Origin of the sequence: Pseudomonas arcuscaelestis (genome assembly GCF_016881005.1) — a bacterium.
Taxonomy (GTDB): Bacteria; Pseudomonadota; Gammaproteobacteria; order Pseudomonadales; family Pseudomonadaceae; genus Aquipseudomonas; species Aquipseudomonas arcuscaelestis.
The window spans coordinates 82,189-105,700 of sequence record NZ_JACOPV010000006.1 but is presented as its reverse complement, the minus strand read 5'-3'; the positions used below and the strand labels follow the sequence as shown (position 1 = coordinate 105,700).

Below are 23,512 nucleotides of genomic sequence, written 5' to 3'. Positions count from 1 at the left end.
GGGCTTGCCCCGCGTTACAACCACCCGCTACAACCCTCCAGTCGCCTGAAACCCCACGCCCAACGCGGTCAAAACCGACAACGGCAACAACAAGGTATCAAGCAAGGCGCTACCTGGCAGATCCAGCCCCGGATAACTCGGGGCCTCGGCGCCAAAGCGGTCCATGGCACAACAACCACCCTGCATCGCGTACAAGTCCAGCCGCGTGCCGCTGTACACCAGCGGCGCGCCCGGTTTGGCCGCATCCAGCGTACGCACGGTAGCGCAGCCGCTAACCAGCAAGCCCAGCAACGCTACAACCAGCAGTCGCCTCATTCATCTGCGCCGAGGTGATACTCGCCCCAACGTGGCAGCATGTCCTGGGGAATGTTCAGCAGGTTGAGAATTCTGGCCACCACAAAGTCGATCAGGTCATCGATCGTCTGCGGCTGGTGATAGAACCCAGGCGCCGCTGGCAGGATCACCGCCCCCATGTTCGACAACTTGAGCATGTTCTCGAGGTGGATGGTCGAAAATGGCGCCTCACGCGGCACCAGAATCAATTGCCGACGCTCCTTGAGGGTGACGTCGGCAGCACGCTCGATCAGGTTGTTGCAGGCGCCAGTGGCAATTGCCGACAACGTACCGGTAGAGCACGGCACCACCACCATCGCTGCCGGCGCCCCGGAGCCGGAAGCCACCGGAGACATCCAGTCTTCTTTGCCATACACCCGGATCTGCCCATCGGCAGCGCCGGTGTACTCAGTAAGAAACGCCTGTATCGCCTGAGGCTTGGCCGGAAGCACCACATCGGTCTCGGTGGACATCACCAGTTGCGCCGCCTTGGAGATCAAAAAATGCACCTCTCGGTCTTCGCGCACCAGGCAATCGAGCAGGCGCAGACCATACTGCGCCCCCGACGCCCCGGTCATCGCCAGGGTGATGCGTTCCGGCCCGCTCATTTCAGCGCCTCGGCCAACTTGCCGTGCAGGCCGCCAAAGCCACCGTTGCTCATGATCACCACTTGGGTGCCGGGCTTGGCCTGGCTCTTGACCCGCTCGATGATCGCTTCCAGGCTGTCGGCAACCACGGCAGGCACCTTGCACTGCGCGGCAGTGGCGGCCAAATCCCAACCCAGGTTCGGCGGCGCGTACCAGATCACCTGATCGGCGTCGTTGACGCTTTCTGGCAAACCATCGCGGTGCGCACCCAGCTTCATCGAGTTGGAGCGCGGCTCGATCACCGCAATCAGCGGGGCATCGCCAATGCGCTTGCGCAAACCGTCGAGGGTGGTGGCAATGGCCGTAGGGTGATGGGCAAAGTCGTCATAGATAGTAACGCCTTGCACTTCGGCGACTTTCTCCATGCGCCGCTTCACGCTTTTGAAAGCGCTGAGCGCAGCAATACCCATGGCTGGCACTACGCCAACATGACGGGCTGCCGCCAGGGTGGCCAAAGCGTTGGCCACGTTGTGCTGACCGGTCAACTCCCACTCGACAACACCCTGCGGCTCGCCGTCAAAGCTGACTTCGAAACGCGAGCCGTCTGCGCTGAGCAACTTGACCTGCCACTGCCCGCCTTCACCGGTGGTATGCACCGGGGTCCAGCAACCCATCTTGATCACGCGATCGAGGGCAGGTTCGGTAGTTGGATGAATGACCAGGCCTTCACTCGGGATAGTCCGCACCAAATGGTGGAACTGTCGCTCGATGGAAGCCAGGTCTGGGAAAATGTCCGCATGATCAAACTCAAGGTTATTGAGGATCGCGGTACGCGGGCGGTAGTGAACAAATTTTGAGCGCTTGTCGAAGAAGGCGCTGTCGTATTCATCGGCCTCGACCACGAAAAACGGCGTACCGCCCAACCGCGCAGACACCGAGAAATTCTGTGGCACACCACCGATCAAGAAGCCGGGGCTCATGCCCGCATGCTCCAGCACCCAGGCCAGCATGCTGCTGGTGGTGGTTTTGCCGTGAGTACCGGCCACTGCCAACACCCAACGCCCCTGCAAAACGTGATCAGCCAGCCACTGCGGGCCCGACACATAAGGCAGGCCCTTGTTGAGCACATACTCAACCGCAGGGTTGCCGCGTGAGAGGGCATTGCCGATTACCACCAGGTCTGGTGCCGGGTCCAGTTGGGCGGCGTCATAACCCTGGGTCAGTTCGATGCCCTGGGCTTGAAGCTGAGTGCTCATGGGTGGATAGACATTGGCGTCGGAGCCCGTAACCCGATGCCCCAGTTCTTTGGCCAGCACTGCCAGAGAACCCATGAAAGTGCCGCAGATACCAAGAATATGAATGTGCATTATCGACCTCGCAAAACGTCGAGGCAGGGTAGCCCAGGGCGCAGGAATTCGCATCCTGTGTTTCGCTCAAAGGCGCCTGGCGATGCCGTGCTTGCGAAGTTTTCGATACAAGGTATTGCGACTAACACCCAACTGCGCCGCCACATGCGTCATGTGCCAGCGCTGTTGTTCCAGCGCCGCCAACAAAGCCCCGCGCTCGGCATCCTCCAACGGCGCACCCGCCCCTACACCCTGAGGGACCGGGCTAGCCCCGCGAAGGCCTCCTTGCGCTCGAACAACGGCCGGAAGCTGCTCGTACTCGATGCAACCATCATCACAAAGCGCCACCAACGTTCGTAGAACAGTACGCAACTGACGCACGTTTCCCGGCCAGGCAAACGCCAGCAACGCGCGCCGTGCGTCTGATGCCAGGCTAACCGCCTGCTCACCCGCTTCCTGGACCAGAATGAAATCCAGCAATTGCGACTTGTCACTGCGCTCACGCAATGCCGGCAGCGCGATCTCCAGGCCATTGAGGCGGTAGTAAAGGTCTTCGCGAAAACTGCCATCCGCAACCCGCTCCAGCAGGTTGCGGTGAGTGGCGCTGATAATGCGCACGTTGACGGCCTGGGGTTCGCCCCCAAGCGGCACCACCATGCGGTCCTCCAGCACCCGCAATAACCGGGTTTGCAGGGCCAAAGGCATGTCGCCAATCTCATCGAGCAACAAGGTGCCGCCGTCCGCCTGCTGGAGTTTGCCGCGCATGCCCTCCTTGCGCGCACCGGTAAAACTGCCACCGCGATAACCAAACAGCTCGCTCTCGATCAGGCTTTCTGGAATGGAGGCGCAGTTCAGGGCGACAAACGCCTGGTCGCGGCGCTCACTGGCTTGATGCACCGCTTTGGCAAAGGCTTCCTTGCCGCTACCGGTTTCACCATTGATCAGCAGCGGCACATCGCGCTCGAACACCCGTATCGCTCGACGAAACTCGGTTTGCAGCAACGGGTCGAGCAAGCAGATGCTCTCAGCTTTTTCTACCTTTTTTCCCGGCAACGGCGTCGGCACCAACGGCCGCGCCGGGGCACGCACCTGCCCACGCAAACTGGCGAACAACAGACGACCATCACGGGTACGCAGCGGCCAACTGGTGCTCGCCTGCGCCGTGGCACGGCTGAACAGTTCATCCAGGGCGCAATCGAAAAACATTTCTACCGGCTTGCCCAGCACACCGCCACGAATGGCCCCAAGCAGATTCAATGCACTCTGGTTGACGGCACAGATACGTCCGTCACCATCGAAGGCCAGCAAACCCTCGCTGAACAAGCCTACCGACTCGGCCTGCAGATGAAAGCGCAGCAGCCACTGGTTTTCGAAGTAACGCAGGAAGTAACAACTCTCGATCATCTTCGCCGAGAGATTGACCAAGGCCATGGTATGGAACTGGCTTTGGCGCGATACATCCGGGCGAGCCGATGAAACATCCAACACCGCCAGGAGTTCGCCATGAGGGTCGAACACCGGGCTGGCCGAGCACGTGAGGCCGGTGTGACGACCGCGAAAATGTTCGTCCTGATGGATGGTCAGGGCCTGGCGCTCCACCAGGCACGTGCCAATACCGTTGGTACCTTCGCAAGCCTCGCTCCAGTCAGCGCCAAGCCATAGTCCGGCACGCTCAAAGATACGTCGCTCGGTGGGGGCGGTGACGCAATTGAGGATCACCCCACGGGCGTCGGTGAGCAACACCGCATGCCCAGCTCCGGACAACTGCTGATGCAAACTGCTCATCTCGGTGCCCGCGATCTGCAACACCTGTTGCAAGCGCTCGCGACTTTCGAGCACGCGGCCATGCTCAAGAACGGTCGGCGCAACGCTTAGGGCTGGATCGAGATGGTAGTCCTCAACGCAACGCAACCACGAACGGGCAATAGAAGGATCACTGCCTGGGCCTTGGGTCTGAGCCTTGCCCTGCGTCACCGTAAGCACTTGCCGGGCGTGCCGGCTGAGATGATTGTTCTGCACTTTTTATTGTTCTCCGCAGACGAGATTGACCCAGCATCCTCCACCCGCCCGCGCATTGCAATGTTGGGGTGACCACCAGGTCAGCGCCTGTGCCATAAGCGGTACAAACTGTCACTCAGCCTGTACCGGCCCTGCTACAGCAACAACCTGAGCCGTCATAAAAAAGCACGCAACCCCTTGATTTTACTAGGCCTGAAAACACTGGCCCAAGCCTTGCTCTATGCTCTATGTATCCTCCCAACAAACACAATAGCCAGGAGACACACCATGCGTTATGCACATCCCGGTACCGAAGGTTCCAAGGTTTCCTTCAAGAGCCGTTATGGGAACTACATCGGTGGCGAGTTCGTTGCTCCGGTCAAAGGGCAGTACTTCGAAAACATCTCGCCAGTAAACGGCCAGCTGATTGCTGAATTCCCCCGCTCCACTGCCGAAGACGTTGAAAAGGCACTGGACGCAGCCCACGCTGCTGCTGACGCCTGGGGCACCACCTCGGTCCAGGCGCGCTCGCTGATCCTGCTGAAAATCGCCGACCGCATCGAGCAGAACCTCGAACTGCTGGCTATTACCGAAACCTGGGACAACGGCAAAGCCATTCGCGAAACCCTCAACGCCGACATTCCCCTGGCCGCCGACCACTTCCGTTACTTCGCTGGCTGCCTGCGCGCCCAGGAAGGCGGCGCCGCAGAAATCGACGGCAACACCGTTGCCTACCACCTGCACGAACCACTGGGCGTAGTCGGGCAGATCATTCCATGGAACTTCCCCATCCTGATGGCGGCCTGGAAGCTCGCCCCTGCCCTGGCGGCCGGTAACTGCGTCGTGCTCAAGCCCGCCGAGCAAACCCCGCTGGGCATCAGCGTGCTGATGGAAGTGATCGGCGACCTGCTGCCAGCCGGCGTGCTCAACGTGGTGCAAGGCTATGGCCGTGAAGCCGGTGAAGCCCTGGCCACCAGCAAGCGCATCGCCAAGATCGCGTTTACCGGCTCTACCCCGGTTGGCTCGCACATCATGAAATGTGCCGCCGAGAACATCATTCCTTCCACTGTCGAGCTGGGCGGCAAATCGCCGAACATCTTCTTCGAAGACATCATGCAGGCCGAGCCTTCCTTTATCGAAAAAGCTGCCGAAGGCCTGGTGCTGGCGTTCTTCAACCAGGGTGAAGTGTGCACCTGCCCGTCACGCGCACTGGTTCAAGAGTCCATCTACCCGGCGTTCATGCAGGAGGTAATGAAGAAGATCAAACAGATCAAGCGCGGTGACCCGCTGGATACCGACACCATGGTCGGCGCCCAGGCCTCCGAGCAGCAGTTCGACAAGATTCTCTCGTACCTGGAAATTGCCGAGAAGGAAGGCGCCGAACTGCTGACCGGCGGCAAGGTAGAAAAACTCGAAGGCAGCCTGGCGACGGGTTACTACATCCAGCCAACCCTGCTCAAAGGCACCAACGAGATGCGTGTGTTCCAGGAAGAAATCTTTGGCCCGGTAGTGAGCGTCACCACCTTCAAGGACGAAGCCGAAGCCCTGGCAATCGCCAACGACACCGAGTTCGGCCTGGGTGCTGGGGTTTGGACCCGCGATATCAACCGCGCCTACCGCATGGGCCGCGGCATAAAGGCTGGCCGTGTCTGGACCAACTGCTACCACCTGTACCCGGCACACGCCGCGTTCGGTGGCTACAAGAAGTCCGGCGTCGGTCGGGAAACGCACAAAATGATGCTCGACCATTACCAGCAAACCAAAAACCTGCTGGTGAGCTACGACATCAATCCTCTGGGCTTCTTCTAACCCGAAAAAACAGAGCGGTTTCACCCCGGAACCGCTCTGGCTCGCTTCATGCAAGACCATCACCATAGAAACCGGCATCCGCCGGTGACGATAAAAAAAACAGGTGAATCCTATGCCAAGCGATCACTCCGGCAGCGTGCCGGCTGGTTCTTCTGTCGACTTCGAAAAGGTCGGCACCGACTACTTCCAACAACGTGAACTGAAAAAAGGCGCGGCAGGCTGGGTACTGCTGGTGGGCCTCGGCGTTGCCTACGTGATTTCCGGCGACTACGCCGGCTGGAACTTTGGCTTGGCCCAGGGCGGCTGGGGCGGGATGTTTCTCGCCACCCTGCTGATGGCCACCATGTACCTGTGCATGTGCTTTTCGCTGGCCGAATTGTCTTCGATGATTCCCACCGCCGGCGGCGGCTACGGCTTTGCCCGCAGCGCATTCGGCCCCTGGGGTGGCTTTTTGACCGGCACGGCGATCCTGATTGAATACGCCATCGCTCCCGCGGCCATTGCTGTGTTCATCGGCGCCTATTGCCAGTCACTGTTCGGCATCGGCGGCTGGATGATCTATCTGGCCTTTTACATCATCTTTATCGGCATCCACATCTTCGGAGTCGGTGAAGCGCTGAAGCTGATGTTCATCATCACCGCCGTAGCGGCCATTGCTCTGGGGGTGTTCCTGGTCGCCATGGTGCCGCACTTTGATGTGAACAACCTGTTCGACATTGCCCAGACCGATGCCGTTGGTGCCAGCAGCTTCCTGCCGTTCGGCTATGTCGGCGTATGGGCAGCAATCCCCTATGCGATCTGGTTTTTCCTTGCGGTAGAGGGCGTACCACTGGCCGCGGAAGAAACCAAGAACCCCAAGCGCGACCTGCCACGCGGGCTGATCGGCGCCATGCTGGTGCTGCTGGCGTTCGCCTTGTTGATTCTGGTGGTGGGCCCTGGCGGTGCGGGTGCCGAAGCCCTGAAAAGCTCGGGCAACCCGCTGGTCGAAGCACTGGCCAAAGCCTACGGCGGCTCGACCTGGATGGGCAGCTTCGTCAACCTGGTGGGCCTGGCCGGTCTTATCGCCAGCTTCTTCTCGATCATCTACGCCTACTCGCGGCAGATTTTCGCCCTGTCCCGCGCCGGCTACCTGCCACGCAAACTCTCGCAAACCAACAAGAGCAAGGCGCCGGTACTGGCCCTGGTAATTCCCGGCATCATCGGTTTCGGCCTGTCGCTGACCGGCCAGGGAGACCTGCTGATCCTGGTTGCCGTGTTCGGCGCTACGCTGTCTTATGTACTGATGATGGCTGCACACATCACCCTGCGCATCAAACGCCCTAAAATGGAGCGCCCGTATCGCACACCGGGCGGGATCTTCACTTCAGGCGTGGCGCTGGTGCTGGCTTGCATCGCCGTAGTCGCCGGCTTCCTGGTTGATCCTCGGGTTGTGATTGGCGCCGCTGTCATCTATGGCGTACTGATTGCGTACTTTGCGTTTTACAGCCGGCACCACCTGGTAGCCGGAACACCGGAAGAAGAGTTCGCCGCGATCCAAAAGGCCGAAGAGGCCTTGCACTGATCAACGCCACCCGCGCCGCAGGCCAGACCTGCGGCGTTCTGGAGATTCTGTATGGCAAGTTTTGTACACACGGCAGGTCAACAGACTTACCGTTTTGAAAGCCTGAAAGAAGTCATGGCCAAGGCCAGCCCGGCACGTTCGGGTGATTTTCTCGCTGGGGTCGCCGCCAGCAACGATGGTGAACGGGTGGCGGCACAGATGGCACTGGCCGACATACCGCTCAAACACTTTCTCAGCGAAGCGCTGATTCCCTACGAAGAAGATGAAGTCACCCGGCTGATCATCGACACCCATGATGCCAACGCCTTTGCCGTGGTCAGCCATCTGACTGTGGGTGGCCTGCGCGATTGGCTACTGAGTGATCAAGCCGATGAACACAGCCTGCGCGCCCTGGCCCCTGGGCTGACGCCGGAAATGGCCGCCGCTGTATCCAAAATCATGCGCGTGCAGGACCTGGTGCTGGTGGCGCAGAAAATCCGCGTGGTCACCCGTTTTCGCGGCACCATGGGTCTGCGCGGACGCCTGTCCACCCGCCTGCAACCCAACCACCCCACCGATGAGCCGGCCGGGATTGCCGCAAGCATCCTCGACGGTCTGCTGTACGGCAACGGCGATGCCATGATCGGCATTAACCCGGCCACCGACAGCATCGCGTCCATCTGCGCCATGCTGGAAATGCTCGACGCGATCATCCAGCGCTACGACATCCCCACCCAAGCCTGCGTACTGACCCACGTAACCACCTCGATCGAGGCGATCAACCGTGGCGTACCGCTAGACCTGGTGTTCCAATCGATTGCTGGCACCGAAGCAGCCAACGCCAGCTTTGGCATCAACCTCAATGTGTTGAAGGAAGGCTACGAAGCCGGGCTGAGCCTCAATCGCGGTACCCTGGGGCAGAACTTGATGTACTTCGAAACCGGCCAGGGCAGCGCACTGTCGGCCAACGCCCACCATGGCGTCGACCAACAAACCTGTGAAACCCGCGCCTATGCCGTGGCCCGGCATTTCAAGCCATTTCTGGTCAATACCGTGGTGGGCTTCATTGGCCCGGAATACCTGTACAACGGCAAGCAGATCATCCGCGCCGGCCTTGAAGACCACTTCTGCGGCAAGCTGCTTGGCGTGCCCATGGGCTGCGATATCTGCTACACCAACCATGCCGAAGCCGATCAGGACGACATGGACACGCTACTCACCCTGCTGGGCGTTGCCGGGATCAACTTCATCATGGGCATCCCAGGCTCCGATGACATCATGCTCAACTACCAAACCACCTCGTTCCACGATGCGCTCTATGCCCGCCAAACCCTGGGCCTTAAACCGGCGCCGGAATTCGAAAGCTGGCTGGCACGCATGGGCATCTTCACCCAAGCCGATGGCCGCGTGCGATTTGGCGACAACCTGCCGCCGGCCTTCCGCCAGGCCTTGGCACAATTGGGATAAGCGAGGCGATCATGGCCAACACCCCACAGGACAACAGCAGCAATCCCTGGTTGGAACTGCGCCGACTGACCCCGGCGCGCATTGCCCTCGGTCGCACCGGCACCAGCCTGCCGACCGGCGCCCAATTGGACTTTCAATTTGCCCACGCCCAAGCCCGCGACGCCGTGCACCTGGCGTTCGATCATCAAGGGTTGCGCTCACAGTTGAGTGAGCGCCAGCGCGACAGCCTGCTATTGCACAGCGCCGCGGCTGACCGCCACAGCTACTTGCAACGACCCGACCTGGGTCGACGCCTGCATCCAGACTCGGCCCAGCAGCTGCGCGAATACGCCGAGGCCAACCCGGGGGGTGTCGATCTAGCGATCGTCGTCGCCGATGGTTTGTCGGCCTTGGCGGTACATCGTCACACCCTGCCGTTTCTCGCCCGTTTCGAAGAACAGTCCACTGCCGATGGCTGGTCGCTGGCGCCAGTGATTCTGGTGGAACAAGGTCGAGTGGCGGTGGCCGACGAAGTGGGTGAACTGCTCGGGGCCAAAATGACCGTGATTTTGATCGGCGAACGCCCGGGTTTGAGTTCCCCTGACAGCCTCGGCCTGTATTTCACCTACAACCCCAAAGTAGGTCTGACCGACGCCTATCGCAACTGCATTTCCAACGTGCGCCTGGAAGGGCTCAGCTACGGCATGGCCGCGCACCGCCTGTTGTACCTGATGCGCGAAGCCTGTCGGCGGCAACTGTCTGGGGTTAACCTGAAGGACGAAGCACAGGTGCATACCCTTGAGTCAGACACCGACACGCCAAAGCAAGGAAACTTCCTGCTAAGTAAACCTTGAGAGGCAAACGTTTCGTAGATTGCACTTTCTAATTATCTTCAGGCAGCATCTGCCGAGGCGGCCGGCGATTAGCCGCGAATTCCCATGGACCCTGAGGCCTGCTAATGCGGATTATCAAAGCAACCCTGGAACATCTGGACCTGCTCGCCCCGCTGTTCGTCAAATACCGCGAATTTTACGGTCAGTTGCCCTACCCGGACTCTTCCCGTTCGTTTCTGGAAAAACGCCTGGACCGGGGCGAATCGATCATCTACCTGGCCCTGCCCGACGATGACGACAACAAACTGATGGGTTTCTGCCAGCTCTACCCAAGCTTCTCTTCACTGTCGCTCAAGCGCGTGTGGATTCTCAACGACATCTACGTTGCTGAAGACTCCCGCCGCATGTTGGTGGCCGACAACCTGATGCGCGCAGCAAAAAAGCTGGCAAAAGAAACCAACGCCGTACGCCTGCGGGCCTCCACCAGCCGCGACAACGATGTTGCGATGAAAACCTACGAATCCATCGGTTTTCGCGAAGATCAGGAATTCAAAAGCTACATTCTGCCGATCAGCTCAGACTGACTCAGTAGGCAGTGGGCTTGCCCCGCGATTGCAGGTGTCAGTCATGTTGCAATCGCGGGGCAAGCCCGCTCCAACAGAATTTGTGTCACTACCTTCCCATCTTGGTAACCCGCCGCTACAAACTGCCCAGGCACAATCTTGTCGCCTCCGTATAATGCGCCCTCTTAAATGTGTGAAACTTTACCCATCACTCGGGTAGCGGCTGATCGCATCCGCACTGCCAGCCATCGCAAGCCCTCGACCGGGTTCAAAGAACACAGGTGCTGTACATGGATTTCAACCCGCTAGACCTCATTCTGCATCTCGACGCCTACCTCGATTTACTGGTCAACAACTATGGCCCATGGATCTACGCGATTCTGTTCCTGGTTATTTTCTGCGAAACCGGCCTGGTAGTTATGCCATTCCTGCCCGGTGATTCCCTGCTGTTCATTGCCGGTGCAGTGGCTGCTGGCGGCGGCATGGACCCGGTACTGCTAGGCGGCTTGCTGATGGTGGCGGCAATTCTTGGCGACAGCACCAACTACGTCATCGGCCGAACAGCCGGGGAACGATTGTTCCGTAATCCCAACTCGAAAATCTTCCGCCGCGACTACCTGCAGCAAACGCACGATTTCTACGACCGCCATGGCGGCAAAACCGTAACCCTGGCGCGGTTCCTGCCAATTCTGCGTACCTTTGCCCCCTTCGTGGCGGGTATCGCGAAAATGCATTACCCACGCTTCCTTGGGTTTAGCGTTGCTGGCACCGTGCTCTGGGTTGGCGGCCTGGTAACCCTCGGCTACTTCTTTGGCAACGTCCCGTTCATCAAACAGAACCTGTCGTTGATGATCGTCGCCATCATCCTGCTTTCCCTGGTGCCGATGATCATTGGCATCGTGCGCAGCCGCATGCACCGCCCCGCCAAGGTCAACTAAGCCCTGGCCATGTGGTCTTTGAGCGCCTGGCGCCGTCGCCGCACCCTGGCACGCCATCCCATCGACCCGCAGCGCTGGCAGCGGGTTCGTGAGCGCTTGCCGATGCTCGACGGCCTGACAGCCGACGAAGACCACTGGCTGCGTGAAGCCTGCGTACTGTTTCTGCATGAAAAGCACCTGAGCGCCCTACCCGGTGTAGAACTGGACGGCGAACAGCGGTTGTTTCTGGCTGCCCAGGCCCAACTGCCGTTGCTGCACCTGGGTGAACTGAACTGGTACCAGGGCTTTCACGAAATAGTGCTCTACCCCGACGACTTCATCAGCCCACAGCGCCATCGCGATGCCAGCGGCGTTGAGCATGAGTGGAACGGCGAGCACAGCGGTGAAGCCTGGCAACAGGGCCCGGTCATCCTGGCCTGGCCGGGGGTGCTTTCCAGCGGCGGCTGGGAAGGCTACAACCTGGTCATCCACGAATTGGCGCACAAGCTCGACATGCTCAACGGCGACGCCAACGGCCTGCCGCCGCTGCACAACGACATGCGCGTAAGCGACTGGGCCAAGGCCATGCAAGACGCGTTTGACGACCTCAACCACCAACTGGACCGCAACCCCGACGCCGAGACCGCCATCGACCCGTACGCGGCGGAAAACCCTGCGGAGTTCTTCGCCGTCACCAGCGAATACTTCTTCAGCGCCCCCGACCTGCTCGATGCTGCCTACCCCGCGGTGTACCAACAGCTGCGCGGTTTTTACCGCCAAGACCCACTGGCGCGCCTGCAGCAATTGCAGCACAACCACCCTCACTACCAGCAGCGCCAAGACTGACACTGCCGGACATCAGGGCGGACGTGGCAAGCACGGCGGAATGTGCCTATAATCGCGACCAATTTTTGGCCAAACATGGGGGCACTGCCCAATGAGCTACAGCAAGATTCCGGCTGGCAAAGACCTGCCGAACGACATCTACGTCGCCATCGAGATTCCAGCCAACCACGCCCCGATCAAGTACGAGATCGACAAGGACAGCGACTGCCTGTTCGTTGACCGTTTCATGGCCACCCCGATGTTCTACCCGGCCAACTACGGTTACATCCCGAACACCCTGGCTGACGACGGTGATCCCCTCGACGTGCTGGTTGTTACCCCGTACCCAGTAGCCCCAGGTTCGGTTATCCGTGCCCGTCCGGTCGGCATCCTGAACATGACCGACGACGGCGGCGGCGACGCCAAAGTTATCGCTGTACCGCACGACAAACTGTCGCAGCTGTACGTCGACATCAAAGAATACACCGACCTGCCAGCCCTGCTGCTGGAGCAAATCAAGCACTTCTTCGAGAACTACAAAGACCTCGAAAAAGGCAAGTGGGTCAAGATCGAAGGCTGGGAAGGCGCTGACGCCGCCCGCGCCGCAATCACCAAGTCGGTCGCTGCCTACAAAGGCTAAGCAACCCACTTATCAAAGAGCCCCGCCAATGCGGGGCTTTTTGTTGGCCGCTGGTCTCGGTTGACGCGAGTTCAAGCCTGGTTAATCCCCAACCCCACATCATCAACAAGCGCCTTGGCGAATTCGCTCAGAAAATAAGCGGCCCACATCATCTCGCCGTCTTCATCCAGCAGCCCTGCCTGAATCAGCTTATGCACGCATCCAAGCACGGTTGAAGCCTGCTCCAGCGCGTAGTCACAGGGCACCCCCGGGCGGATGCGAAACAGCCCCATAGGTACTTGCTCGCTGCAGATGAAATTAACAACGCCTACTGTTTCACCCGTCTGCGTGCTCATGGCTCTCCCCTCGCGTCCATGGCTTGCAGGGTGCTCAGCGCGTGCTCGACCAACGCTCTGGCCATCTCGGCCGAATGCAGCACGCTCATCAGCATGCCTTGGTCCGGTTCATTGGCGTGGGCTCGGCAGAATTGGTCGGTAGTTTCGTGGATGCCGCGCAGCAGTTCGCTGGCGAAAGCCAGGGAGTCAGGCGGGATAAGGTCGCTGTGGATGGAAAAATAGGGGGTGGTGATGAGGGAGGCAGGTGGATCTGGGACTATTTTTTTCATGGCGTAACTCCTCGTTCCATTAAGGAGCCACCACCTCAATCCTTCTCACGGGATTTAAGGGTGGCAGCCGTACGCAGGGTGAGAAACCGAGGGAACATAGGAAAACTCGGCCAGACCGAAGTCTGCCCGCGCACGGCCGCCATAACATGCTCGCCGCTATATTCATCAACGGGTTCTCACGCCCGGCCATCCAAAAAGACGACCCGAGGAAATTAGCCCTGATGCACTGTCCTAACAACAGCGAAAAGGCGGCAGCGGACGTAGGATAGATCCGAACGCAATCCAAGTTGAATATTTTTACAAAGAAAACTCCTACGCCACCCACGGCAATGCCTGTAAACCCGGCCCATTTGCAGGCTAAAAAATGAACCTCGCGTTTATAGCCCCACCCTTTGAAGGCCTTTAGACTCAGGCCTCATGAATACATCCGGTGATCGACTCAAAAACCTTCTGCACGAGTGCAGCCTGTCGCCTTCCGACTTCGCGGCGCAGCGCCAGGTAACTCCGCAGCACGTCAACAACTGGTTCAAACGAGGCGTGCCCTTGGCGCGTCTCGATGAAATTGCCGACCTACTGTGCGTTTGCAGCAAGTGGCTACGTAGCGGCGAAGGCCCCAAACATCCAACCCCCTTACCGCGCAACAATGCCGCGCTGCGCAAACCGGGCACCGAACCGACAGACCCAAGCCTGCTTGCCGCTAACACCGCAGAAGACATCCACCTACCGTTCTACAGCGTCCAATCCAAGCAACTACGGCCCATTACCAGCCGCTACCTGCGCCTGCCCGTACGTGCGCTGAGTGCCGTTGGCGTCGACCCCGCCCAAGCGATATGCGTCACCATGCCCGCCAGCAACATGAGCCCCTTGCTGCCACGCGGCAGCACCCTGGCCATCGACAAGGGCATGACCGACATCGTCGAAGGTGAACTCTACGCCCTCCTGCACAACGGCCGCCTGCGCATCCACAGCATCAGCCAACGCGCTAACGGCACCCTGCGCTTGCACAGCCACGACAGCGACGAACACCCCACAGAGACCTACAGCCAGACTCAACTGAAAAATCAGCGGCTGATCATCCTTGGCTGGGTATTCTGGTGGTCAAGCCTGCGCGACAGCCGCCCGACTTGAGCGGTTGCAGGTGATTTTTTGCTGGGCAACGGCAGCGATACTCAGTATGCTACGCCGCACATTTAGCCCCGGCTGCTCAGCACGCCAGCGGGCCTGGCGCGGCACACACTGCCCGCAGCCAACTCCCGGCCCCAGCGCCGGAGCAACGATTTTAAGGCGGTTGCGGCTTACCATAAATTAGCCAAGACCGTCCCCTAGGAGCCGGCCACAAGCCGGCTTTTTAATGCCTACGCGCCGACGATTGTGGCTGCAAGAATGACTAGGTGAACAGGTAAAGGCTTGTCAGCCTGGACTTTGCCAAGTGCAACAAGCTCTAGCTACTTCAACAAGTCCGCCTATACCTGACAGCTCCCCTCAGAATCCACCCTCCTGAAAGTCCTTGCAATAAAACCCCTCCATGTCTCGCTTTACGCCATGCGGCGAGCCGGGATGTTTGTGGCCACAGGGGCCCTTGGTATCGTGTTTCACATACCACTCCCGCGTCACCGGATGGGGCGTGCGCTCACCGCGCCAATGGGTGCAGCTGGCGCAGCGATGTTGCGTCGTCAGTGGGCCGACTTTGCGATGTTTGAGCGTAAACGTGCCCAGGTCCACAGGCTTTGATCTGCTAATACGCTCTGTGCTTTGACTAGGCGGGTCTCGCTGGTCGGATGTAGGGCTGTAGCTGTAACCACCCCCGGTACTGTGACCGTAGTTGTCTCGTGAAGACCCGGTGCTGGATGCAGGCGCATTGAGAAATGCCCGCCAAAGCGCGTAAAGACCACCGATTGCCAACAGGGCAACCACTATCTTGCCCAGCAGCGCCTTGATCAAACTAGGCCAGGATTCGGCCTCTTCCTTCGCCAGGCGAACCCGCTCGGCTTCTTCGGCCTTGCTTTGCTGCGCAGCAATCACTTGCCAACCTTGGGCAGTTATTGCCTGGAACGTCTCAGGCTGGAAAATCGCGTTTGAGCCGTCAAGGTTGAAACGGGAGATCTCCTGAAGGCATTGACGTGCCTGGTTGTCGAAGTTCGTTTTGGTAATGCTCAGGCTGCCAGGTGCGTTGACCACCTTTTCCAGGCAGGTAATAAATTGCTGCTTCTCTTTTTGCTGTACCTGCTCCAGGGTTAGCCCCTGAGCGGTTCGATACGGTGCTTTTTTCGCGGGGTACCAACTGAAGGGCGCAGCTTCAAGTTCGCTGAAACGTGCATCCAGCGCCCGCGACAATTTGTCGAAGGAATAAGCGGTCGTAACGTTGGCTGAAGCGAACTGTTCGGCCAACCCTTTTGACAAGATCTGCACACGAACCGCTTTGTCGAAATCAATCCAACGCTGGCGTGCTTGCTCATAGAGACGGTTCTGTTCGCCGGTAAAAGTCACGGCAACGTAATCACCTTGGCGTAGGGATTGAACTGCCGGGAACTGTGTTCGGCATTCATCAATCGTTCGGCTGTGCCAGCGGTCGGCGTTGTAAGCGTCCTGCACACACTGCATGTAACTGCGCACATCGCTTTGCGCCTGTTCGATCGGAGGGGTGCTGGCATGGGCGGGTGAAAAAATCATCCACACGCTGATGAAGGTGACGAATCGTCCTGGATTCAGTCGCGGAAGGTGCATGTAGAGGCTCCGGTAAAACAAGCTGTAGATGGCGGGGCTGCGGGTGAACACTCAGGAAAGGTTATCGCCTAGGTTCCATTTTTCCTTAGTACTCAATCGCATTTTGCCAGTATCACTTTCGATCCGATCTATTCTTGGCCGGATGAGTCTTTGCGCGAGCTCACACCGTGCTGTCCTGTAAGTCGCTCAACGCTTCCTCAAGCTCTACCCGGCGCTTTTGCTCAGCCCGCAGACTACGCTTCAGTTCCCGATTCTCGCTCTCCCAAATCCGTGCCCAGCGCAATGCTTCACGACAGTTACTGAGCCCCTGCCAAATCACTCGAAGGCGCAGGTATTGCAACAGCAGCACCAACAGAATCACTCCGATCAGCCCCAGCGCTCCTGCCGCAATCCATTCATTCATGCCCATCTCCTATAGCTCCTCGCATGGTCAATTTCGCCCTGATGTCAGCCACACGATATGTAGAGTTTAATTACAGATCTAGATTGTAGACTTATACAGGTAAAGTTATGGGTCATATGGAGGGGTCATGAAACGCACACAATCCATTGCCCAGGTTCGCTGGGACCTGGCACTTCGCTATCGTTTGATTGAAACAGTAGCCTGGTGGGAGGGTCGACTGACCACGGGGCACTTGATGCAGAGCTTCGGCATCAGTCGGCAGCAGGCGTCGAAGGACATCAACACCTACATAACCGATCATGCGCCCCGAAACTTGACATATGACAAACAGCTCAAGGGCTACGTGCCGGCGAAAGCCTTCAAGCCACGCTTTATCGACGACAGCGCCAGCGCCTATTTGCAATTGTTGTTTCAAAACAATGAACGCGCCGAACATATCGAAGGGCTGAAACTCGCCTATGCCCACACGCAAGTGTTGGAGGTTCCAGACCGTTCGATTCGCCCAGAGGTATTGCGGCCGTTGCTCAAGGCATGCCGTGAGGGGCTCAGACTGGAAACCGAGTATGTTTCGCTGAAAAATCCTGAGCCAGAAGTTCGCCTGATTGCCCCACATACCCTGGTAAACACAGGGATGCGCTGGCATGTGCGCGCCTATTGCGAAAAGAACCGTGAGTATCGCGATTTTGTACTTAGTCGCTTTCGCGGGGTACCGGATCTACTCGACAAGACTGAGCATGGGATTGCGCTGGATGAAGTGTGGAACACTGAGGTGTCAGTGATTATTCAGCCAGATCAACGCCTGAATACCGCGCAGAAGGCGATCATTCAGACCGACTTCGGCATGGTCGACGGCCAGATGCAAATTCCAAGCCGGCGTGCGCTGGTGAAATATGTGCTGCAGCGTTATCAGATCGACCACAAAAACATGGACCCCAAACCTGAGGCCCAGCAGATTGTGGTGAAAAACCTGGCGGCGCTTAAGCCTTGGTTATATGACTGAGACGATTAATACCTCTTGCCCGGCTTTGCCGGGCATCGCCTGCAAGGCTGACTCCCACATCAAGGGATGTCACTCCCCGTCAAACACCACCGGTTTCATCGCCGCCGTGTTGACCTTAAGGCTGAACACATCCGGCCGCGCGTAATGCCCGCAGACGTCGAAATCGAGGTTACTGGCCTGCCCTACAGTCAAGTCGATCTCGGCATACAAAATCGTCTCCTGATCGAACACCGGTCCGGCAAGCACCTGCCCGGTCGCACTGACGATCATGCTGCCGCCGTGCATGATGTAGTCCCCTTCCGCAGCGTCCAGGCCAAAGTCTTCCCGGTAGGCTGCCGGGTATTCGCTGAGGGTAATCGCCTGGCACGCCGAAAGCACCGGCACCCGCCCTTCCAAAGCAATGTGGACCATAGTCGCCGCCCAGGTCGGACGGTCATCAGCCGTAGGCGCACAGTAGATTTCCGTACCCTGTGCATACATTGCCTGACGCAGCGCCGGCATGTAGTTCTCCCAGCAGATTACGGTGCCCAGTCGGCCAAAAGGTGTATCAACGGGTGCGATGGTCGAACCATCACCAAAGCCCCAAATGATGCGTTCTTGACCCGTCGGCATGAGCTTTCGGTGATAACCGGCCACTCCCTGGCCCGGCGCCAGTGTCACGGCGGTGCAGTACAGGGTGCGACCCAGGCGCTCGATAATACCCATGACCACATGGACACCGGTTTCGTTGACCGCTTCGCAAAGCCGGGCCAGTTCGGGCCCCTCCAGGCTGACAGAGCCTTGTACATAGCGCAGGTATTGAGCGCGGCCAACGTCGCTGCGGCTGCCTACCACTGTGCCGAATGCAGCACCTTTGGGATAACCGCCAAGAAACGCTTCGGGAAACACTGCAAGTTCACTGCCTTGCCCCGCAGCCTCGCGAATCAGCCCTACCGCTTTCTCGGCGCTGAGCTGAGGTTCGAATGGAATGGATGAAGCTTGAACTACCGCTACCTTGATCATGAGCCTTCCCTTGATGAATATTGAAGAGCGTCTTAACCGCGCGTGATGTCCCGGTCCTTGGTTTCCGGAAGCAGGAACCACAAAACGATGAAACAGATCAGCGACACTGCCGCCAGGTAGGCAGCGGGAATGTTCGGGTTGTGGGTGGCCTGGATCAGTGCCACGGCAATGAAGGGACCTGGTCCGGCCAGCAGCGCCAAGGCGACGTTGTGACCAACAGCGGCACCTGTGGAACGAATCGACGCAGGAAACACTTCGACTAGCAGCACCACATCCATCACCGCGGTGATTGCCACCAATACGGCCATAATCACCAACCCCAGCATGATCGCGGCAAAGCTGCCGGTGTTCATCAGCAAGAACACTGGGTACGCCAGCAGGGTCAGGCCCGCAGCCGCGGCCAACACAAAAGGACGGCGACCGTAGCGATCGCTCAGACGTCCAACCAACGGGTTGAACAGGGTGTAGAGCACCAGGGCAAGACTACAGAGCACCAAGGCCGTCGATTTGCTCAGCCCAACCGTTTGGGTCAAGTGCGTGTTGGCGTAGGTGATGAAGTAGTACAGCGACACGCCGAACAGGGCCGAGAACGCAAACGAAATCACAAAGGCACGTTGTTTGGCCCCCCGTGACACCGGCTCCAAAGCATTGCTAGCGCGCTTGTGCTGTAGCGCTTCGTAAACCGGTGTATCGCCCAGTTTGCGACGGATGTACATGGCAACACCGGCCATGACGATCGAGGCAACGAATGGCACACGCCAGCCCCATTGCATCAGGTCTTCGTCAGAAAGTGTCGCGGTGATAATGGCCGCGATGGCCGTACCACACAGAAACGCAGCCCCCGCGGTACCCGTAATAACACTGGCTGCAGTGGCCCGACGGTTGGCCGGAGCACTTTCGACGATGTAGATACCGGCGCTGGACCACTCCCCCCCAACCATCATGCCCTGCAGAAAACGCAGTGCAACCAACAGGATCGGTGCGGCGATTCCGATGGCGGCGTAACCGGGCAACAAACCGATCAGCGTTGTGGCCAGCCCCATACCGAACACGGTAATGATCAGTACTGCGCGCCGCCCCAGCTTGTCGCCAATCGGCCCAAGTACTACAGCGCCAAGCGGCCTTGAAAGAAAGCCCACCGCAAACACCGCCAGGGAAGACAGCAGCGAAACGCCAGGGGCTGTGGAAGGAAAGAACAGTTGCCCGATAACGGCGGCGAAGTAGCCGTAGATCGCGAAATCGAACCATTCCATGAAGTTGCCGATACCGACGGCAATAGCGCGTTTGCGCAGCTCTGCCGCATCGTTTGGTGAGGCTACGTGCTCACTCTGTTGCGTTTGCACTATTGATTCTTGCATCCCCAGCCACCCGTTTATTGTTGTGTTTGTGCAGGTCGAGATTAAGAATGTCAGGGCAAATTAATCAAACGAATATAAGAGATAGCCATGATTAGCGTTGCTAATATCAGCAGGATCGATCTCAACCTACTCATTGTTTTTCAATGCCTGATGAATGAGCGCAGCGTGACCCGCGCAGCTGCGGTCTTACATGTAACTCAAGGGGCAGTCAGTTCTTCACTCAAGCGCCTTCGTGAACAGTTTCAAGACGAACTGTTCATCCGCACCGGCACCGGCATGGTGCCAACCCGGCGGGCGCTGGAGATCGCGCCGAAAATCACCGAGGCCCTGACAGCCGTCGCCACCATCGTGGAAAAACGCCCGCAATTTTCTGCCGAGTCTTCTAATCGGGTGTTCAACATTGCGCTATCGGACGATATCGAGAGTTACATTTCGCCAAAACTGGTCAACGAGGCGAAGGCACGCGGTCTCTCAGTGAAGTTTGCCTTTCACCAGAGCAATAGCTCGCTGTGGAAAACGTCGTTGGCTGACCCCGACATTGACCTGGTCTTGTGCTCCGAACCCAAAGAGCTGACTTCGCACTACAGCTCGCAAGTACTGTTCTCTTCGTCTTACTCATGCTTGTACGACGGCCCGCGACTCAACCTGAAAAGCCCGCTTACCCGCGACGAATACCTGATGCATGAGCATGTAAGGATTTCCTTCGATGGCCGTCGAGGGTTTGTTGACGACCTGCTGGAAAGCGAAGGTGTCGCCCGCCGGGTGTCCGCCTCTTTCACCCACTTCAGTGGCGCCCTGGCGACCTTGGTGCACAGCGATGTCATCGCCACGTTGCCCACTTTTGCAGCGCTGTCTTATGCCCGCATTGCGCGCTTGACCGTAAGCCCCGTGCCAATTTTCGTTCCGGCCTTTCGCGTATTCATGGTCTGGGATGTGGAGCACAACGACGACGCACACAATCGCTGGCTACGCAGTTTCGTCATCGACACCACACAAGCGTTGCAGCGTGGGTCCCTGGCGCCCACCTGAATAAAAGTACTCGCTCCGCTGACGCCACTACATTGACATCACTTCACCAAGCATCGAGACTCCCCGCCTTTCCACTCTCCAGAATGCTCATCGATATGGAACGCAACATGAGAAATCTACTTGCAGTCGCTCTGGCCGCCGTCTTGCTTACTGGCTGCAGCGCCGAAATCGACAACGCGCAAGTCGTGACTAAAAATGGCCTGATGTACAAGAGCGGAGATTCCGATCCTTTCACCGGTCGCATCGTTAATTTGCCAATCGGTCTGCCAGGCCTTACAGCGCTGTGTAACACGCAAGTGGAAAAGGGCCGCTTCAGCGGCAAGGGCGAATGTTTCTACGACGCTAAAAAAGTCTACGAAGTTGAATACGCCGCCGGCAGCAAGAACGGCACCGAGACGGTGTTCGACGCCAAGTCAGGCACCACGATTTCGGTGAAGAACTGGAAGAACGGTCGTCAGGACGGTGTAACCGAGGAGTACCAGAATGGCGTGCTGACTCATCAGCAGACGTTCAAGGAGGGCAAGCCGGATGCCCAGGAAACTCGCTGGAATGCCGATGGCAGTAAAGTGATCACGCAACTGGTGTGGAGCAATGGCACTAAGTTCAGCGGTTTTGAGACCGACTCCAACGGCAAGCACAACTACGCAAACGGCCAACTGCACGGCCCGCAGATCACGTTCGATTACTTCGCCGGTAGCCTTAAGAATTTCGTCGGCGCCGAAGAAAACTACAAAGACGGCAAGCTCGATGGTGTGCAGAAAAAGTACAAGAACATCCTGCACACCGACATCGTGCTGCAAGAGTCGGAACTTATCTATGACAACGGTGTTGCCGTTTCAGGCTGGGTTCGCAAATTCGACCTGCTAGACGGTGCGTTGCTTGAGGAAGTTCAACTGGTGCGCACGCCGCAAGCAGAAGATGAAGACTTTGAAAGTGACTATCCGGGCAACCTTGTGCCCGTCGTTGCAACAACCTCTACCGAAAGCTGCGAAGACGCGTGGATGAACGCGTATCGTGCAGAAGTTGGCGAAGATGCCCTGATCAACAGTGAGCAGATCGGCGAGTGGGAATCCTGGTGCGCCGAAGGCAAACGCCCCTAATCGACGAACGCTTGGCACACTACCAACAAGGGCAGCTCAACAGCTGCCCTTGTTGTTTAAGCACAGCCTGAATGTTCAGCCCTTCACGCAAACCACTTGCCGCAAGGTGTGCACCACTTCTACCAGTTCCCGCTGAGCCTGCATTACCGCATCGATGTTCTTGTAGGCCATGGGGATTTCATCGATGACGTCTTTGTCCTTGCGGCATTCGACATGCGCGGTGGCGCGCACCTGATCGTTGAGGGTGAACTGTTTTTTTGCCTGGGTGCGGCTCATCGTGCGCCCAGCACCGTGGCTGCATGAGCAGAACGACTCTTCATTGCCCAAGCCACGAACGATGAAGCTCTTGGCGCCCATGGAGCCTGGAATGATGCCTAATTGGCCTTTCTGCGCCGACACCGCGCCTTTGCGCGTAACCAGGATGTCCTCGCCGAAGTGGCGTTCGCGTTGCACGTAGTTATGGTGGCAGTTGACCGCTTCAAGGTTGGCCTCGAATGGCTTTTTCAGCACCTGGCGAGCGGCAGCAATCACCGCCTGCATCATCAATGCGCGGTTTTGTCGGGCGAAGTCCTGGGCCCACTCAACCGCCTCGACATAATCGGCAAAGTGACGACTACCTTCTTCGAAGTAGGCCAGGTCCTTGTCTGGCAAGTTGGCCAGATGTTGGCGCATGTCGGCCTGGGCCAGTTCGATGAACAGGTTGCCAATGGCGTTGCCGACCCCGCGTGAGCCACTGTGCAGCATGAACCAGACGCGGTCGGCTTCATCCAGACAGACTTCGATGAAGTGGTTGCCGCCACCCAGCGTGCCCAGGTGCTGACGGTTATTGGTTTTCTCCAGTCGCGGGTACTTGCCGGTGATCACGTTGAAGCGCCCTGCCAAGGCCTTCCAGGCGTGGTCGGCCTGCGCCGGCACCTGGTCCCAGGCGCCCTGATCGTGACGGCCGAAGGTTTTGCCATGGGGTACGGCTTTTTCGATGGCGCTGCGCAGGCGATGGAGGTTTTCGGGTAGGTCGCTGGCTACCAGCGAGGTGCTGGCAGCGATCATGCCGCAGCCAATATCCACACCTACTGCTGCGGGAATTATCGCGCCAAGGGTGGGGATCACGCTGCCGATGGTCGAGCCCTTGCCCAGGTGCACATCCGGCATGACCGCGAGATGCTTGAAGATAAACGGCATCTTCGCGGTGTTGATCAGTTGCTTGCGTGCCTCGTCTTCTACCGGTACGCCCTGGGTCCAGAGTTTGATCGGTTTGCCACCGGCCACTTCAAGCAGGTTCATGTCACCCCCTGGATATACGCACGTGTACTTACAACTAGACACATAATGCGTTCGGAAAATTTTACAGTACACCAGACAGCAACTAAGGTGTATTTCAGAGGACCGAATCACGACTGGCCGGATGCCAGTCGGCACTTGCTGAGCAGGTGCTCTCGGGCATCTGGATTGGCCTCT

At 58.4% G+C, this 23,512-nt stretch carries 23 protein-coding genes; 12 read left to right on the top strand and 11 right to left on the bottom strand.

From position 1 onward, the window contains the following. Positions 1-27: 27 nt before the first annotated feature. The 4 genes from H8F21_RS10935 to H8F21_RS10920 all read right to left on the bottom strand — a co-directional run bounded on the left by H8F21_RS10935 (position 28) and on the right by H8F21_RS10920 (position 4,285). The gene (locus H8F21_RS10935) at positions 28-315 is read right to left on the bottom strand and encodes a YceK/YidQ family lipoprotein (protein ID WP_203479778.1); all 288 of its coding nucleotides are present in this window, start codon (positions 313-315) and stop codon (positions 28-30) included. Next, positions 312-941 carry a flavin prenyltransferase UbiX gene (gene ubiX, locus H8F21_RS10930; RefSeq protein ID WP_136474319.1) on the bottom strand — a complete coding sequence of 210 codons (630 nt, stop codon included), beginning with the start codon at positions 939-941 and terminating at the stop codon, positions 312-314. The genes H8F21_RS10935 and ubiX overlap by 4 nt, the downstream gene beginning before the upstream one ends. Next, complete coding sequence (mpl, locus tag H8F21_RS10925; RefSeq protein ID WP_203584331.1) at positions 938-2,287, bottom strand: UDP-N-acetylmuramate:L-alanyl-gamma-D-glutamyl-meso-diaminopimelate ligase; 1,350 nt, start codon at positions 2,285-2,287, stop codon at positions 938-940. Before mpl ends, ubiX begins: the two co-directional genes overlap by 4 nt. 66 nt (positions 2,288-2,353) lie before the next feature. Next, complete coding sequence (locus tag H8F21_RS10920) at positions 2,354-4,285, bottom strand: sigma-54-dependent Fis family transcriptional regulator (RefSeq protein ID WP_203479776.1); 1,932 nt, start codon at positions 4,283-4,285, stop codon at positions 2,354-2,356. Positions 4,286-4,552: 267 nt separating this feature from the next. On the opposite strand from H8F21_RS10920, the gene exaC reads away from it, so the two are divergent. From exaC to ppa, 8 genes are all read left to right on the top strand, one after another. Continuing rightward, on the top strand, positions 4,553-6,073 hold the full coding sequence (gene exaC, locus H8F21_RS10915) for an acetaldehyde dehydrogenase ExaC (protein ID WP_203479775.1): 1,521 nt from the start codon (positions 4,553-4,555) through the stop codon (positions 6,071-6,073). Positions 6,074-6,185: 112 nt separating this feature from the next. Then, on the top strand, positions 6,186-7,634 hold the full coding sequence (eat, locus tag H8F21_RS10910) for an ethanolamine permease (protein WP_136474315.1): 1,449 nt from the start codon (positions 6,186-6,188) through the stop codon (positions 7,632-7,634). A 51-nt stretch (positions 7,635-7,685) separates the two neighbouring features. Beyond that, the gene (locus tag H8F21_RS10905) at positions 7,686-9,080 is read left to right on the top strand and encodes an ethanolamine ammonia-lyase subunit EutB (RefSeq protein WP_203479774.1); all 1,395 of its coding nucleotides are present in this window, start codon (positions 7,686-7,688) and stop codon (positions 9,078-9,080) included. An 11-nt stretch (positions 9,081-9,091) separates the two neighbouring features. Then, entirely contained in the window at positions 9,092-9,913 is an 822-nt protein-coding gene (eutC, locus tag H8F21_RS10900; protein WP_203479773.1) for an ethanolamine ammonia-lyase subunit EutC, read from the top strand. 104 nt (positions 9,914-10,017) lie between these two features. Further along, positions 10,018-10,476 (top strand): GNAT family N-acetyltransferase, encoded by a 459-nt coding sequence (locus H8F21_RS10895; protein WP_136474312.1) that lies wholly within the window; start codon positions 10,018-10,020, stop codon positions 10,474-10,476. 269 nt (positions 10,477-10,745) lie between these two features. Next, complete coding sequence (locus H8F21_RS10890) at positions 10,746-11,393, top strand: DedA family protein (protein WP_203479772.1); 648 nt, start codon at positions 10,746-10,748, stop codon at positions 11,391-11,393. 9 nt (positions 11,394-11,402) lie between these two features. After that, on the top strand, positions 11,403-12,218 hold the full coding sequence (locus tag H8F21_RS10885; RefSeq protein WP_203479771.1) for a M90 family metallopeptidase: 816 nt from the start codon (positions 11,403-11,405) through the stop codon (positions 12,216-12,218). 91 nt (positions 12,219-12,309) lie between these two features. Further along, entirely contained in the window at positions 12,310-12,837 is a 528-nt protein-coding gene (gene ppa / locus H8F21_RS10880) for an inorganic diphosphatase (RefSeq protein WP_203479770.1), read from the top strand. Positions 12,838-12,908: 71 nt separating this feature from the next. Here the strand turns inward: ppa and H8F21_RS10875 are convergent, their stop codons facing one another. Then, positions 12,909-13,172 carry a DUF3077 domain-containing protein gene (locus H8F21_RS10875; protein WP_203479769.1) on the bottom strand — a complete coding sequence of 88 codons (264 nt, stop codon included), beginning with the start codon at positions 13,170-13,172 and terminating at the stop codon, positions 12,909-12,911. Further along, positions 13,169-13,441 (bottom strand): hypothetical protein, encoded by a 273-nt coding sequence (locus H8F21_RS10870; RefSeq protein ID WP_203479768.1) that lies wholly within the window; start codon positions 13,439-13,441, stop codon positions 13,169-13,171. Before H8F21_RS10870 ends, H8F21_RS10875 begins: the two co-directional genes overlap by 4 nt. Before the next feature lie 417 nt (positions 13,442-13,858). On the opposite strand from H8F21_RS10870, the gene H8F21_RS10865 reads away from it, so the two are divergent. After that, positions 13,859-14,569: a LexA family transcriptional regulator gene (locus H8F21_RS10865; protein WP_203479767.1), complete on the top strand. Its 711-nt coding sequence runs from the start codon at positions 13,859-13,861 to the stop codon at positions 14,567-14,569. A gap of 354 nt (positions 14,570-14,923) precedes the next feature. On the opposite strand, the gene H8F21_RS10860 is transcribed toward H8F21_RS10865, so the two are convergent. Both H8F21_RS10860 and H8F21_RS10855 read right to left on the bottom strand, forming a co-directional pair. Beyond that, a complete protein-coding gene (locus tag H8F21_RS10860; RefSeq protein WP_203479752.1) occupies positions 14,924-16,165 on the bottom strand; it encodes a hypothetical protein in 1,242 nt (413 codons plus the stop codon). 160 nt (positions 16,166-16,325) lie between these two features. After that, positions 16,326-16,568 carry a hypothetical protein gene (locus H8F21_RS10855; protein WP_236042975.1) on the bottom strand — a complete coding sequence of 81 codons (243 nt, stop codon included), beginning with the start codon at positions 16,566-16,568 and terminating at the stop codon, positions 16,326-16,328. A gap of 127 nt (positions 16,569-16,695) precedes the next feature. Between H8F21_RS10855 and H8F21_RS10850 the strand changes: the two genes are divergently transcribed. Continuing rightward, on the top strand, positions 16,696-17,568 hold the full coding sequence (locus H8F21_RS10850; protein ID WP_203479750.1) for a WYL domain-containing protein: 873 nt from the start codon (positions 16,696-16,698) through the stop codon (positions 17,566-17,568). A 69-nt stretch (positions 17,569-17,637) separates the two neighbouring features. On the opposite strand, the gene H8F21_RS10845 is transcribed toward H8F21_RS10850, so the two are convergent. Together H8F21_RS10845 and H8F21_RS10840 are read right to left on the bottom strand one after the other, a co-directional pair. Continuing rightward, the gene (locus H8F21_RS10845; RefSeq protein ID WP_203479749.1) at positions 17,638-18,570 is read right to left on the bottom strand and encodes a carbon-nitrogen hydrolase family protein; all 933 of its coding nucleotides are present in this window, start codon (positions 18,568-18,570) and stop codon (positions 17,638-17,640) included. A gap of 32 nt (positions 18,571-18,602) precedes the next feature. After that, entirely contained in the window at positions 18,603-19,913 is a 1,311-nt protein-coding gene (locus H8F21_RS10840) for an MFS transporter (RefSeq protein WP_328824358.1), read from the bottom strand. A gap of 102 nt (positions 19,914-20,015) precedes the next feature. Between H8F21_RS10840 and H8F21_RS10835 the strand changes: the two genes are divergently transcribed. Both H8F21_RS10835 and H8F21_RS10830 read left to right on the top strand, forming a co-directional pair. Then, on the top strand, positions 20,016-20,957 hold the full coding sequence (locus tag H8F21_RS10835; protein ID WP_211202052.1) for a LysR family transcriptional regulator: 942 nt from the start codon (positions 20,016-20,018) through the stop codon (positions 20,955-20,957). Between the two features lie 107 nt (positions 20,958-21,064). Then, positions 21,065-22,057: a toxin-antitoxin system YwqK family antitoxin gene (locus H8F21_RS10830; RefSeq protein WP_203479747.1), complete on the top strand. Its 993-nt coding sequence runs from the start codon at positions 21,065-21,067 to the stop codon at positions 22,055-22,057. 75 nt (positions 22,058-22,132) lie between these two features. On the opposite strand, the gene H8F21_RS10825 is transcribed toward H8F21_RS10830, so the two are convergent. Continuing rightward, entirely contained in the window at positions 22,133-23,338 is a 1,206-nt protein-coding gene (locus tag H8F21_RS10825) for an RtcB family protein (protein ID WP_203479746.1), read from the bottom strand. Between the last annotated feature and the right edge of the window lie 174 nt (positions 23,339-23,512).